This is a genomic window from Kitasatospora sp. NPDC114501, assembly GCF_055633695.1.
In genome coordinates this window covers 105,910-119,985 of the sequence record NZ_JBVKDS010000012.1, presented here as the reverse complement: position 1 = coordinate 119,985, position 14,076 = coordinate 105,910, and the positions used below count along the sequence as shown (strand labels likewise).

At 74.2% G+C, this 14,076-nt stretch carries 11 protein-coding genes; 4 read left to right on the top strand and 7 right to left on the bottom strand.

Annotated elements, in window-relative coordinates:
- Positions 1 to 178 precede the first annotated feature (178 nt).
- Positions 179 to 961 (top strand): IclR family transcriptional regulator, encoded by a 783-nt coding sequence (locus ACZ7RU_RS22980; protein ID WP_470342803.1) that lies wholly within the window; start codon positions 179 to 181, stop codon positions 959 to 961.
- A 187-nt stretch (positions 962 to 1,148) separates the two neighbouring features.
- On the opposite strand, the gene ACZ7RU_RS22975 is transcribed toward ACZ7RU_RS22980, so the two are convergent.
- The 6 genes from ACZ7RU_RS22975 to ACZ7RU_RS22950 form a co-directional block, all read right to left on the bottom strand.
- Positions 1,149 to 1,781, bottom strand: coding sequence for a winged helix-turn-helix domain-containing protein (locus ACZ7RU_RS22975; RefSeq protein WP_470342969.1), 633 nt, complete (start codon positions 1,779 to 1,781; stop codon positions 1,149 to 1,151).
- 766 nt (positions 1,782 to 2,547) lie between these two features.
- The gene (locus tag ACZ7RU_RS22970; protein WP_470342802.1) at positions 2,548 to 2,721 is read right to left on the bottom strand and encodes a hypothetical protein; all 174 of its coding nucleotides are present in this window, start codon (positions 2,719 to 2,721) and stop codon (positions 2,548 to 2,550) included.
- Positions 2,722 to 3,129: 408 nt separating this feature from the next.
- On the bottom strand, positions 3,130 to 3,681 hold the full coding sequence (locus ACZ7RU_RS22965; protein ID WP_401113615.1) for a GTP-binding protein: 552 nt from the start codon (positions 3,679 to 3,681) through the stop codon (positions 3,130 to 3,132).
- Between the two features lie 103 nt (positions 3,682 to 3,784).
- A complete protein-coding gene (locus ACZ7RU_RS22960) occupies positions 3,785 to 4,189 on the bottom strand; it encodes a DUF742 domain-containing protein (RefSeq protein ID WP_470342968.1) in 405 nt (134 codons plus the stop codon).
- Between the two features lie 239 nt (positions 4,190 to 4,428).
- Positions 4,429 to 4,848, bottom strand: coding sequence for a roadblock/LC7 domain-containing protein (locus tag ACZ7RU_RS22955; RefSeq protein ID WP_049652175.1), 420 nt, complete (start codon positions 4,846 to 4,848; stop codon positions 4,429 to 4,431).
- Positions 4,845 to 7,916, bottom strand: a complete 3,072-nt coding sequence (locus ACZ7RU_RS22950) for a sensor histidine kinase (RefSeq protein ID WP_470342801.1) — start codon at positions 7,914 to 7,916, stop codon at positions 4,845 to 4,847. The genes ACZ7RU_RS22955 and ACZ7RU_RS22950 overlap by 4 nt, the downstream gene beginning before the upstream one ends.
- 534 nt (positions 7,917 to 8,450) lie before the next feature.
- Here ACZ7RU_RS22950 and ACZ7RU_RS22945 point away from each other — a divergent pair.
- The 3 genes from ACZ7RU_RS22945 to ACZ7RU_RS22935 all read left to right on the top strand — a co-directional run bounded on the left by ACZ7RU_RS22945 (position 8,451) and on the right by ACZ7RU_RS22935 (position 13,178).
- Positions 8,451 to 10,277, top strand: coding sequence for an AMP-dependent synthetase/ligase (locus ACZ7RU_RS22945; protein WP_470342800.1), 1,827 nt, complete (start codon positions 8,451 to 8,453; stop codon positions 10,275 to 10,277).
- A gap of 298 nt (positions 10,278 to 10,575) precedes the next feature.
- Entirely contained in the window at positions 10,576 to 11,736 is a 1,161-nt protein-coding gene (locus ACZ7RU_RS22940; RefSeq protein WP_470342967.1) for a polysaccharide deacetylase family protein, read from the top strand.
- A gap of 491 nt (positions 11,737 to 12,227) precedes the next feature.
- The gene (locus ACZ7RU_RS22935; RefSeq protein ID WP_470342799.1) at positions 12,228 to 13,178 is read left to right on the top strand and encodes a nitroreductase/quinone reductase family protein; all 951 of its coding nucleotides are present in this window, start codon (positions 12,228 to 12,230) and stop codon (positions 13,176 to 13,178) included.
- A gap of 89 nt (positions 13,179 to 13,267) precedes the next feature.
- On the opposite strand, the gene ACZ7RU_RS22930 is transcribed toward ACZ7RU_RS22935, so the two are convergent.
- Positions 13,268 to 14,062: an SGNH/GDSL hydrolase family protein gene (locus ACZ7RU_RS22930; protein ID WP_470342966.1), complete on the bottom strand. Its 795-nt coding sequence runs from the start codon at positions 14,060 to 14,062 to the stop codon at positions 13,268 to 13,270.
- Between the last annotated feature and the right edge of the window lie 14 nt (positions 14,063 to 14,076).

Sequence of the window (14,076 nt, the reverse complement as noted above, 5' to 3'; positions counted from 1 at the left end):
CGAGGAGCGTTCCACGGCAGACGAGCCGGAAGCAAGCCTTTGCCACATGGTGGGATCAGTTGTTCATCAACGCCATTCCATTGCAACGTTGTCGACACATTCCCGCAGCACCGGCTGCCCTACGCTGAGACCGCCTCCGGCCGTCCGTCCGGAGTTCCGAACCGAAACGCGAGGTGCCATGGCCGGGGCCGCCACCGCCGTCCAGAGTCCGCCGGCCGGCGCGCAGGCCGTACAGCGCGCGCTCGGAGTGCTGAACTGCTTCCATGACAACGGCCCCGACCTGAGCGCCTCGGACCTGGCCCGGCGGATGGGCCTGTCGGTCTCCACCGCGCACCGGCTGGCCCGCACGCTGGTCAGCGCCGGGTTCCTGGAGCAGGACGAGCAGACCGCCCGCTACCGACTCGGCCCGGCCGTCGCCGAACTCGGCCAGCTCACCTTCCACCAACGCGGGCTGCACCTCGCCGGGCCCGAACTGGAGCTACTGTCCCGGCGCACCAAGGCGACCGCCGACCTGGCGATCCGCAGCGGCGCGCACGCGGTGATCCTGGTCGGCGGCTCCGTCCGCCCGGACACCGGCCTGGGCCTGCGCCGTCCGCTGCACTCCACGGCGCTCGGCAAGGTCCTGCTGGCCTGGCCCCGCCCGGGTGAGACCGGGCCGTCCGCGCTCGGCCCGCTGCCCTCCTTCACCGACCGGACGATCACCGAACCAGCCGTCCTGAACGAGGAGTTGGCGAAGGTCCGGGTGGCCGGGTACGCGCTCAACGACGGTGAGTCGGCCGCTGGAGTGCGGACGGTTGCCGTGCCCGTCCTGGACGGGGCCGGGCAAGCGCGGTTCGCCCTGGCGGTCCGTTCGACGCCCACGCACCTCACCGACGACCGGCTGGACTGGTTCCTCGGCCACGCCCGCAGCTGCGCCGACGCGCTCGCCGTCCTCCTGCTGCCACCCGACCAGCGCTCCTGACGGTCCGCCGGAACGCGGCGAAGCGGTGGGACGCCCGTCCGCGTCCAGGACGGGCGTCCCACCGCTTCGACCGGCCGGAGAGGACAGTCGGTGGCGTCCGGCCGCTGGCAACCGGTCGGTGGCGCCGGGCCGGTAACGCTGGCCCGGTGGCGTCATACCGATACGGCCTACCGACGGCGAGCCACCGTCAGACCGCCACCGGGGTGTACTTGTAGCCGACCCGACGGACCGTCACGATGGTGTCCCGATAAGCCGGCCCGAGCTTGCGGCGCAGCCGGGCGACGTGCACGTCGACGGTCCGCCCGTCCCCGACGTGGCCGTAGCCCCAGACCGCGGAGACCAGGTGGTCCCGGGTGTGCACCCGCTGCGGATGCTCGGTGAGGTGGGCCAGCAGCTCGAACTCCAGGTAGGTGAGGTCGAGCAGCCGCCCGTCGACGTAGGCGTTGCGCCGCTCGGTGTCGACGGCGATGCCGCGCGCGGCCGGGCGGACCGGACGGACCCCCGCGACGGTCTGGGCAGCGGGCCCGTCGGCCGCCGGCCGGGCGCCGGGTGCCGCGTGAGCACCGGAGGCTCCGGCGAGACCGGCACCGACCGGCACCCCCGGCAGGCCGGCAGTCCCCGCCGCCGGGCTCTCGGCCGGGACCAGCACCAGGTACCCGACCAGCGGGCTGCCGTTCACGTCGCCGAACTGCGTGCCGTACTGGGCGAGCAGCGCCTGCGGCAGCACGCCCTGCGGCAGGGTGGCGACGACGGCCGCCCCCTCCGGCAGCGCGGCGAGCAACGCCTGGGGAACCTGCGGGGCGGCGGCGCCCGGCTGCACGGCGGCGGGCGGGGGAACGGCCGCCGGACGGGCCGGACGGGCCGGACCGGCGGGCACCGGCCCGACGTGGCCCGCACCGGCATGCGGCGGACGGGTCGTCGCCCCGGGCCATCGGTCGGACACCGACGCCGGGGGGACGGACGGTCCGGCGACCCCGGACGTGCCGGGACCGACCGGGACGACGGCGGGGACGGAGGAGACCGGCGGGAGGGAGCGGACCGCGCGCAGGTGCGGGGCCGCGGTCGGCGGGGTCAGGGTGGCGGTGGAGGAAGAAGACATGGTGTGCCGCTCATTTCGCGCGTGACGGACGGGGTGGAGTCGTCTGCGCGTCGACCGGGCGTACTGCCTGGGCTGGACCGGACCGAACCGGGTCAGCGGGCGGAGGGCCGGGACGCGCTGGGCGAGCCGGGACACGTCTGATCGAACAGGTGCGGCTGCCGGGACGGCCAGAACGGCTCGAGGTCGGGGCGACCCCGCCGGCTGTCCACGGCGCGGCTCGCGCACCGGTTCCACCGTCCGGTCCGTCCGCCCGCGCGCATCGCGGGGGCCGACCCGGTCGTTCGGGTACGGCCGACGACGTCGGGGGCGGTGCTGGGGCAGACGATGTTCACTGGTGGTCTCTCCGCTGGGCGGGTCCGGTTGGTCGGCCGCGGGCACGCCGGACGGGCGGTCCGCTACGGCCTGGTCGACGGGTTTCGGCGGTGCGTCGGGCGGCGGGCCGGGTGGGCCGCGAGCGCCGGGGGACGTACCGGGAAGGTCAGGCCGGTCAGCGACAACACGCGCTGCAGATCAGCGCGTGGTCGATGTAGCGGCGGGCGGTGAGCGCCGGATCGGCGAGGCCGCGTACGGCGGCACCGGGCGTCAGGGCGTCGGACATCAGGGCACCGGGCATCAGGGAGCCGGGAACTGCGGTGATGATGCGTCGTCGGTCGACGGTCATGCTGCTGCCCTCCCCCTCGTTCGCCACCCGGCGGCGCACCGCTTCGGTGCCCGCCGACGATGCCTCGCCAGTACGCCGAAGGCCGTCCGCCGGTCGCAACACCCGCGTGAACGGGGCGTTTCCAGCGCTCCCGACGGCATGGCCGGGCGGCCTTCGTCCACAGAGCCTTCCACGCCCGGGCCGGTCTAGGCAACCTTCGGCGCAGTGATCGTCCGGGATGCGGACGGCCGAATGAGACGTCGGGCGAAACGGGCAGGTCGGCGCGCCCACCCGCCGAGTCCTCGTACGGCCGTCGCGCGGCGGTCGCACGGCGTCCGTCGAAGCGGAGCCGAAGTCGAACCGGAGCCGCCCCGAGCCGCCCCGGAACCGCCCCGAGCCGACCCGGAGCCGCCCCGAGCCGATCCGCCCTCAGGCGCCGACCGGGGCCCGGCGGTGCCGGAGGGCGGCGGCGTGCTCGACCAGTGCGATGAGCAGGTCCTTGCCGTCCTGCCGCAGCCGAGCGTCGCAGAGCAGCACCGGGATGTCCTGGTCGAGGTCGAGCGCTTCGCGGACCTCGTCCGGCGCGAACCGCTCGGTGCCCTCGAAGCAGTTCACCGCGACCAGGAACGGGATGCCGCGCTGCTCGAAGAAGTCCACCGACGGGAAGCAGTCGGCCAGTCGCCGGGTGTCCGCGAGCACCAGAGCACCGAGCGCACCGCGGGCCAGCTCGTCCCAGACGAACCAGAACCGGTCCTGCCCGGGCGTGCCGAACAGGTAGAGCGCGAGGCCCGGCCGCAGGTCGATCCGGCCGAAGTCCATCGCGACGGTGGTGGTGCGCTTCGCCTCCACCCCCGAGGTGTCGTCCACCGGTCGGCCCAGCTCGCTGAGCTCCTCCTCGGTGCGCAGCGGCCGGATCTCGCTGACCGAGCCGACCAGGGTGGTCTTGCCCGCGCCGAAGCCGCCCGCGACCAGGATCTTCACCGCGACGGCCGGACCGCCGCGCCAGCGCGGGTCGTTGGCGTTCGCCGGGTGGGCCGCGGCGCCGTCCCGGTGCGGCCGGGCACCGTCCGGGCGGGGTTGGGGGTCAGAGCGCACGGAGTCCATTGATCACGTCTCGCAGCAGGCGCTCGTCCGGCAGCTCGGCGAGCGGAACGGGTCGGGTGACGCTGATCAGCTCGGCGTCGTAGAGATCGCCGAGCAGCACCCGCACCACGCTGACCGGCAGGTCGGTGTAGGAGCCGAGCTCGGCGACGGAGAGCGGCTCGCGGCGGCACAGGGTGAGCAGCGTCTGGTGCTCCGGGTCGAGGACGTGCGCGGGCACGGCCCCCGCGACCGGCCCGGGATCGACGGCGGTCACCAGCGAGATCAGGTCGAACAGCCCTTCCTCGACCGGTCGGGTGCGGCCGCGGGTCATCGAGTAGAGCCGCACCACCGGGCCGGCCTCGTCGTCGAACCAGCGGTCGTCGACCGGGCTGCGCGGCCGGAACAGGTCGACCTCGGGCCCGTCCGGGGCCGTCTGCCCGTCCTCCGCCGGCGCCCCCGGGCCGGCCCCGTCGACCGAGCTGTCCGAGCCGACCAAGTCGTCCGAACCGACGTCCGAACCACCGGCCGGACCGACGGCCTGACCGACGACGCCGGACGGCCCGGTCGTGCCCACCGGCACCTGGGGGCCGTCCGGCGTCTCCGGGCCGTCCGGCACATCCGCCTTCGGATCCGCCATCGGACCGCTCATCTCACCGGCGGGGCGGTTTCGGTGCGCGGCTCGGCGGCCATGTGCTCGCCGACCCGCTTGACCAGCAGCGCCATCTCGTACGCGATCTGGCCGATGTCCGCCTCGGCCTCGCTCAGCACGGCCAGACAACTTCCGTCGCCGGCGGCCGTGATGAACAGGAAGGCCTCGTCCAGCTCGACCATGGTCTGCCGGACGCCGCCGACCTTGAAGTGCCCGCCGGCGCCCTTCGCCAGGCTGTGGAACCCGGCGGCGACGGCGGCCAGGTGCTCGGCGTCCTCGCGGTCCAGGTCGCGGGAGGCACCGGTGGCCAGGCCGTCGTTGGAGAGGATCACCGCGTGCCGCAGGGCCGCGACGCGCCCCACCAGGTCGTCCAGGAGCCAGTTGAGGTCCCCGGACGACTGCATCGACGTGGTCATGAATCAGTTCCTTCCGCTGGAGCGGGTGGTGCGGGTGGAGCGGGTACGGCGGGTGGTACGGGTGGAGCGGGTACGGCAGGTGGCGCGGTCGCGCCGGTGTCCGGGCTCCGGCGGACCGGCTGTCCGGGCGGCACCCGACGGGCGAGCGGTGCCCGACCGGTGTCCTGCGGCGCGGGCAGCGCCGCCGGGGCGGGAGCCGGGCCGATCGCCCGCCTGGACCGGTCCGGCGGCTGCCAGGCCGGTACGGCGGTGGGCCGCCCGTTCCCGCGTACGGCACGATCGTCGGGCGTGCCGGGACGATCCGTCAACGGAGCACCGGGGCGGTCCGCCGGCGCACCGGTGCGGTCCGGGGACGCGCCCGTACGGTCCGCCGGAGCCGTGGCGCCCCGTCCCCGGGTGAAGCCGCGCTGGAACGAGGCGAAGGTGGCCCGCGCCTCCTCGGGCGAGCGTTCCCTGGCCTCCCGGGACTCCCCGCCCTCGCGGGCACCCCGACCGTCCTGGGCGTCGCCGGTCGACGCTCCCCCGGCGCCGTCGGCTCCGGTCCCGTTGCGGAACCGTTCCTTCAGCTGCTCCGTGAGCTGCTCCCTGAGCTGCGGCGCCAGGTTCGCCTGCCGGACCCGCCTGGGCAGACCGCCCGGCGTCCGGGGCGCGGCGTCCACCGGCGCATCCGCAGGCGAGTCAATCGGCCCGGCGACCCCGACGGCCGCGACGGCTGCCTCGGCCGCGGCCACCGCGGCGTCCTCCCGCCGGTGCCGTCCCGTCCCCGGGGCCTCCTCGGTGTCCGCCGCGGGCGCGGGGACCAGCATCGGTCCGCCCTTGACCCGCGAGGCCCGGCGCGGCAGCCCGCCCGCCGTACGGCCGGCCTCCGGCACGGAGGGCCGCGGCCCTCCCGTCGTCCCACGGTGCCCGCCTGCCGCACCGTCGTCGGCATCCGCGCCCGTACGGCCTCCGGCCCCAGCCCCGACGGCGGCACCCGGACCCGTACCGGCACCGGCACCCGCCCCGACACCAGCACCGGACCCGGAACCGGAACCGGAACCAGCGGAGCCGACCGCCCCGGCCCCCGCCCGGGAAGCGCCTCCCGACCCGGGTACCGCGACCAGGTCCCGCTGCCCGCGCCGACCGCCCGCCGCGGACCGCTGCCGGGCCGCGCCCGGCTCCGGCATCCCGTCCGGCGCCTCCGCGAGCAGTTCGCGCGGGACCAGCACCACCGCCGTCGTCCCCCCGTACGGGGACGGCCGCAGGTGCACCCGGATGCCGTGCCGCCGGGCCAGCCGGCTGACCACGAACAGGCCCAGCCGGTCGGTGTCGGCGAGGTCGAACTCCTGCTCCACGGCGAGGCGTTCGTTGATCTCGGCGAGCAACTGCTCGCTCAGCCCGAGGCCGCGGTCGTCGATCTCCAGCGCGAAGCCGTGCGCCACCACCTCGCCCTGGACGGTGACCTGGGTGCTCGGCGGGGAGAACACCGCAGCGTTCTCGACGAGTTCGGCGACCAGGTGGGTGACGTCCGCGACGGCGCTGCCGAGCAGGCCGGTGCCGGGGAACGGCCGGACGATCACCCGGGCGTAGTCCTCGACCTCGCCGACCGCCGCCCGGACCACGTCCACCATCCGGACCGGCTTGCGCCAGGCGCGGCCGGGCGAGCCGCCGGCCAGGATGATCAGGCCCTCGGCGTGCCGGCGCATGCGGGTGGTGAGGTGGTCGACCTTGAAGAGGTCCTCCAGCTCCGCCGGGTCCTCGGTGCGGCGCTCCATGGTGTCGAGCAGGGTGAGCTGGCGGTGCAGCAGCACCTGGCTGCGCCGGGCGAGGTTGACGAACACCGCCGAGACCCCGCGCCGCAGTTCGGCCTGTTCGACGGCGGCCTCGACGGCGGCCCGCTGCACCGCGTTGAACGCCTGGCCGACCTGGCCGATCTCGGCGTTCCCGAAGTGCAGCTCGGGGGCCTCGGTGGCCACGTCCACCGGCTCGCCCCGGCGCAGCCGCAGCATGACGGACGGCAGGCGGGTGCCGGCCAGCTCGTCGGCCGCGTTGCGCAGGCCGATCAGCTCGCGGGCCAGGCCCCGGCCGATCCGGAACGAGATCATGATCGACAGCACCACGGCGACCAGGCCGACGGCACCGGCGATGCCGCCGCGCCAGAGCATCCCGATCGCCGTGGACCGCGCGCGCTCGTCCAGCCCGACCGAGATCCGGCTGTTGATCGAGGCGAGGTCGCCGAGCGCCCGGTCGGCGGTCTCCCGCCAGCTGTCGCCGTTGAGCGCCTGGACCACCCGGTCGGGGCCGCCGGCGCCGACGAAGTCCGCCTCGGCGCGGGCCAGCGCGCCCCAGGCCTCGCCGCCGCGCAGCGCGGCGTAGTCGGACTGGTCGGCGGGTTCCAGCTCGGCGACGTAGACGGTGAACAGCGCCTGCTGGTTGTGCAGGGCGTCCAGCGCGACCTGGTACTGCTCGGCGGTGGGCCTGGTGGCGCCGGTGCGCAGGCCCTCCATCGCCGCGTCCTCCTGCGACAGGTACTCGCGGGCGCGCACCAGCTCGATCAGGATGGTGCCCTGGCGGGGGAGTTGGCCGCTCTGCCGGGCGACGTAGGCGGACCGGAAGCCGAACACCGGCTTGACCAGGTCGCTGTACTGCTCCAGCGCGAACTCCCAGTTCAGCGCGGAGCGGCCGACCTGGGCGCGCAGCGGTCCGATCTGGTCGGCGGCGGCGATGATCTGCACGAAGCGGCCGCGCTGGGGGGCGGAGAGCTTGCTGCCGGAGCTGTCCTTCTTCTGCCGCAGCACGTCCAGGCTGCGGTCGGTGGCGGCCTTGGCCCGCTCGTAGGCCTCCCGGGCGGCGGGCGAGCGCGGGTCGGCCAGCCGCTGGACGGCGGCGCGGCGCTCGTTCTGCAGGTCGCCGGTGTACTGGTCGACCGGGCCCGCGAACTCCTTGTACGTACGGCTGATCCCGAGCTGGCTCCAGACGTCCCCGGTGGTGGCGATCGTGGCGTACGCCCACAGGGCGATGAGCGCAACGATGGGCACCAGGAGCAGCGCGATGATCTTCGCGCGGATCGAGCTGCTGCGCAGACGCATGGAGTCCTCGGTCGGGAAGTGCCAGGCGCGGACGGGGAGCGGTGGGAGTCGGGGAGCGGCGGGAGTCGCGGGAGCGGCGAAGGAACGGTGTCGGGGGCTGGGCGGGGCCGGGCCGGACAGGGCGGCCCGGGTGGTGCGGGGCGGGGACGGGGGCGGCGGTGGAGGGTGCTGGGGGAAGGGTCGGAGGAGGGGTTCCCGGCCACAGGTCTGCGAGACTCTACTACGCCCTCACCACTCGTTCGAGGGGCGAACCGGTCCACCGGCCGGTCTCGTCCCGCACACGTCAGAAACCGCTCGTCCCCGCCTCCGCTTCACATCCGGATCATCCGCACATGCCCGGAATGACGTATTGGTGCGGATCCTCCGCACCCTCCACGCCCTCCGCCGTTCCTCCTCCGCGCCTCCCCGGCCGCGACACCACCGGAGGGGACGCGTGCCGATCTCGTCGCGTCACCGTCACAACCCTGGGCAGTGACCGGGTGATCCGATAGTTTCGGCCCACCCCGTACTACCGGCACCGAACTGGGGAGGACTGTGCGCGAGTTCACCACCCCCGCCCCGGCCGTACCCGAGGCCACCGGAGGACTCGCCGACTCCCTCTACGACACCGCCGAGCGCACCCCCGACCTGGTCCAGCTCTCCTGGCGGGCCGAGGACGGGCGGTGGCAGGACGTCACCGCCCGGGAGTTCCGGAACCAGGTGCTCGCCCTGGCCAAGGGCCTGCTCGCCCACGGCGTGCGCTACGGCGACCGGGTCGCCCTGATGTCCCGCACCCGCTACGAGTGGACGCTGTTCGACTACGCACTCTGGTCGATCGGCGCGATCACCGTCCCGGTGTACCCCACCGCCGCCCCCGAGCAGGTGCGCTGGATCCTCGCCGAGACCCAGGCGGTGGCCTGCCTGGTCGAGGACGAGGACGCCGCGATGACGGTCGGCGCGGTCTGCGACGCACTGCCCGACCTCACCGGCATCTGGCAGCTGGACCGCGACTGCGTCGCCACGATCACCGGGGACGGCCTGGGCGTGCCGGACTCCCTGGTGCACCGCCAGCGCCTCGGCGTCGCCGCCGGGAACATCGCCACGGTCGCCTACACCTCCGGCACCACCGGCCGGCCCAAGGGCTGCCTGCTCACCCACGCCAACCTCGCCGCCGAGGCCGACGCCCTGCTCGCCGGCTGGGGGGACGCCCTGCGCGAGACCGGCGGCGGCCGTCCCGCCACCCTGCTGTTCCTGCCGCTCGCGCACGTCTACGGGCGGGCCGTGCAGATCGCGGCGGTCCGCGGCGGCTTCCGGATCGGGCACATCCCCGAGGTCTCCACCGACGCGCTGCTGCCCGCGCTGGAGACCTTCCGCCCGACCTTCCTGCACGCCGTCCCGTACGTCTTCGAGAAGATCTTCCAGCAGGCTCGGCGGGCCGCCGAGGACGCCGGACGCGGCGAACTCTTCGAACAGGCCCGGCAGGTGGCCGTCGAGTGGGCCGCCGCCCGGGAGCAGAAGGCCTTCGGCCGCGGCCCCGGCCCGGGCGCGACCCTGCGACTGCGCCACCTCGCGTACGAGCGGACCGTCTACCCCAGGCTGCGGGCGGTGCTCGGCGGCCGGGTGCGCAGCGTGTTGTGCGGCGGCTCCACGCTCCGGCGCGAACTGGGCCTGTTCTTCACCGGCGCCGGCCTCCAGCTGTACGAGGGCTACGGGCTGACCGAGACCACCGCCGCGATCACCGCCAACCCGGTCGGCCGGCAGAAGCTCGGCACGGTCGGGCAACCGGTGCCGGGCGCCTCGGTGGCGATCGCCGACGACGGCGAGGTGTGGGTGCGCGGCGGCTCGGTCTTCGGCGGCTACCTCAACCATCCGCGCTGCACCGCCGAGTCCCTGGTCGACGGCTGGTTCGCGACCGGCGACCTGGGCCGGCTGGACGAGGACGGCTACCTCAGCATCACCGGTCGCAAGAAGGACCTGATCGTCACCAGCAGCGGCAAGAACCTGGCCCCGTCGGCCCTGGAGGAGCGGGTCGAGGCGCACCCGCTGGTCTCCCAGTGCCTGGTGGTGGGTGACGACCGCCCGTACGTGGCCGCGCTGATCACGCTCGACCCGGCGGCGCTGGCGCACTGGCTGAAGACCCGCGGACGGGCGCAGGCGGACCCGTGGGCGGTGCTCGCGGACGACGAGCTGCACGTGGAGGTCCAGCGTGCGGTGGCGGCCGCGAACACGGCAGTCTCCCGGGCCGAGTCGATCCGCGCGTTCCGGCTGCTGCCAAGGGAGTTCAGCCAGGAGCAGGGGCTGCTGACCCCCTCGCTCAAGCTGCGGCGGACGGCGATCGCGGAGCACTACGCGAGGGACATCGAGGAACTGTACCTGTCCTGAACCGGGCCTGTCCGGAGGGTCCCTGACGAGCCGTCTTGTCTCTTGTGTCGCAGGATCGGTGGCGGACGTGCCGCCGGACCGGCGGCCGCTCGGGGCGGTGGGGTTCATCCGCCGTTCCCTTGACGGCCGCATTGGTCTAGTCCATTGTTGCGACGATCCGGAGTTCCACGCCCGGAGTCCCACGACCCGGAGTTCCACGAATTCCGGTTCCACGACCCGGTTCCACTGTTCCACGGTCCGATTCCGCTCACGCTCTCCCCACGGGCGTGCCCCCACCTGCTGGAGTCCTCACGTGTCGATGTCCACGCGCCTGCCCACCCGCCTGTCCGCACTGGCCGCCTCGGTCGTGCTGCTCACCGGCCTCGCCGCACCGGCGGCTTCCGCCGACGCCGCCCCGGACGGTGCTCCGAGCGCCCGGACCGCGCCGTCCGCACCGACCGCCAACCTCGCCACCAACCCCGGCTTCGAGCTGCCCTCCCCCGACCTCGCCGACTGGGGCAGCGTCCCCGGCTGGAGCTGCACCGGCGGGCCGGCCGAAGCGGCCGTCACCTCCACCGCCCCGCACAACGGCACCTCCGCCCTCACCGTCACCCCGGCGAGCGCCGACTCCGCCGGCGAGTGCGCCCAGACCGTCGCGGTCCGGCCCGACACCGCCTACACGGCCTCCGCGTGGGTCCGCGGCGACTTCGTCCACCTCGGCGCCACCGGCACCGGCAGGGACGTCGCCCCCGCCTGGACGGAGACCACCGGCGGCGGCTGGCAGCGGCTGAGCACCCGGTTCACCACCGGCCCGACCGCGCACAGCGTCCGGCTGTACGTGCACGGCTGGTACCAGCAGGGCCCGTTCTCCGTGGACGACGTCCGGGTGGACGGCCCCGCACCCGCCCCGGCCGTCGCCGCGGGCTCCGTCCCCACCAACGACAGGGTCGTCTTCTTCACTGTGGACGACGGCTGGCAGCGCACCCCCGAGGCGGAACAGTTCATCGCCGACCACCGGCTCCCCATCACCGCCTTCCCTCTGCCGATGCCGGCCGCCACCGACCCGGCCTTCTTCAAGCGGGTCACCACCGTGCCCGGCTCCTCGGTCCAGGACCACAGCGTCTCCCACGCCGACCTCACCAAGCTCCCGTTGGAGCGACAGCAGGTCGAGATCTGCGACGCCCGCGACTCCATGACCCGCCTCTTCGGCACCGCACCGGCCTTCTTCCGCCCGCCGTACTTCGCCTGGAACGCCGACACCCTGCAGGCCGCCGCCAACTGCGGCATCCGCACCGTGCTCACGGCCGACGCGGACTTCAGCTGGGGCGCCGGAAACATCTGGCACCCCGGCCCGCTCCAGCCGGGCGACGTCGTACTGATGCACTGGACCGACACCCTCGCCGCCGACCTCCAGCGCGCCCTGGCCGCCGCCGACGCCGCCGGCCTCAAGCCGGCCGGCCTGGTCGACTACCTGCGCTGACGGACGCCGCCCCGAACCCCGACGCGCCGCCGCTCCCGTCACAGGCGGCGGCGCGTCGGGGTTCGGGGCGGGCCGCTCCGGTGGCTCAGCCCGACGGCCGCTCAGCCGTTCAGCCGGTCGCGCCAAGTGAGCGCCCCACGGCGGCTCGGCTCCCCTCGGGCGGTGATCGTGCTCGTTGACAGGGCATCCACGGCTTGGCTCTAATGGGTGCGTGCAGCGCGGCGTCGGCCAAAGAGTAGTGGGCCGGCCGACAGCCGAGCGGGCACCCTTCCGAAGGGACGATGCGCGATGAGCACTCTCTCCGCTTCCCTGATCTGACGCCAGGCGGTCACCGCGGTGCCCGCGTGCGCGAAACGCGTTCCCACGTCCTGCGTCCGCAACGGACGCCGCCGGACGCGCGACCAGCCGTACCACCGGTTTCAGCACCGGCACCGTCGCCGACACCGCGTGTGACCGCGCCCCTTTCCTCTCTGGAGATCCATCACACACGCATGCCCATGTCCTTCAACCTGAACGTCATCGAGGAGTTCCGCGCCAACGGCGGACGGGTCGGCGGCCCGTTCGAGGGCGGCGACCTGCTGTTGCTGACCACCACCGGGGCCCGCTCCGGGCGGCCGCACACCGTGCCGCTCGGGTACGTCCGGGCGCAGGGGCTGCTCCTGGTCGTCGCCTCCGCCGCCGGGGCGCCGGAGCACCCCCAGTGGTACCGCAACCTCCTCGCCCACCCGGTGGTCCGGGTCGAAATCGGCACCGAGGCCTTCGAGACCGTCGCCGTACCCGCCGAAGGCGCCCGCCGGGAACGGCTGTTCGCCGCCGTCGTCCGGAAGGCTCCGGGCTACGGCGACTACCAGGCGCACACCGACCGGGAGTTGCCGGTCGTCGTCCTGGAACGGCTCGAACCACCCGCCGACGGCCCGGCCCCGGTGGTCCGCAGCCTCGCCGACAAGCTGCTGGAGGCGCACACCTGGCTGCGCGCGCAACTGCGCCACGTACGGGAGGAGGCGCACGCCCATGCCCCGGGCCGGCCGGCCACGCTCGGGATGCAGTTGCGCCAGCACTGCCTGGCCTTCTGCGACGGGCTGACGCACCACCACACCGGGGAGGACGCCGCGGTCTTCCCCGCCCTGGCCCGCAGCCATCCGGAGCTGGCCGACACCCTGGCGCGGCTCGGCGAGCAGCATCGGGCCATCGGACGGATCAAGGAGGAGCTGGTCACCCTGCTGGCCGGGATCGCGGTCACCGAGCCGGAGCGGCTGCGCGCGGAGCTGGACCGGATGGCCGCCGAGTTGGAGGCGCACCTCGACTTCGAGGAGGCGGAACTCCTGCCGGTCCTCGCCGGCATCCCCTTCCCGCCGAGCGGGCCGCCACCGAGCGGGTCCGGTCCGGGCGGGCCCACGCCGGGCGGATCGGCGCCGGGCGGATCGGCGCCCTCCGACGGCTGAAACGGCGTTGCCGCCGTCCCCTCCCTGAGGCCTGGGAGGGGAGGGCGGCACCAGTAGGCCCTGCGACGAGACGGTCCTCGCGGCAGTCCTTACAGCGCCGAGAACACCGGCAGGTAGCCACCGGAGTGGCCGGCGGCCTTCGGGTGGTAGCTCTCGTCGACCGGAAGGGTGGTGCTGTTCAGCCAGGTGGTCAGCGAGCCGCAGATCTCGTGCTCGTTGAAGACGCTGCGGACGTCACCGAAGGCGAAGCCGGCGTTGGCGGCCCGCTTGGCGAGGACGCCGTCCAGGGTGTCGGCGGCACCGTTGATGGCGGCGCGCTTGGTGTCGCCGATGCCGAAGATGCAGCTGCCGCCGACCTTGTAGATGTGCGGGTAGCCCATCACCACGACGTGGGCGTTCGGGGACTTGGCCTTGATCGCCGAGTACACCTGGTCCAGCTGGCCGGGCAGGGTGGTGGTGGCGTAGTTCTTGGCCGTGTTGACGGCGTTGATGCAGTCGGCGTCCGAGCCGAGGACGCAGGCCTGCATGGTGTCGGCGAAGCCGGCGTCGTTGCCGCCGACCGAGATGCTGACCCGCGTGGTGCCGGCGTCCAGGGCGGAGATCTGGTTGTTCAGGACGTCGCCGGTCCTGGCACCCGAACAGGCGACGAACTTGAAGGAGGACGGCGCGTGCGCGTTCTTCCAGAGGTACGGGTACGCGTTGGTGCTGCGCTTGCAGCTGCCGCTGTCGCTCAGGTAGCTGCCGGCACCGACACCGGAGGAGTACGAGTCGCCGAGGGCCACGTAGTTGACACCGGCGGCGTTCGCGGACGAGGCGGCGAAGAGCGTCGTCATGGTGAGGCCTGCCGCTATGGCGGCGATGGACAGGGCACGGGCACGGCGGATCATCACAGCTCCAG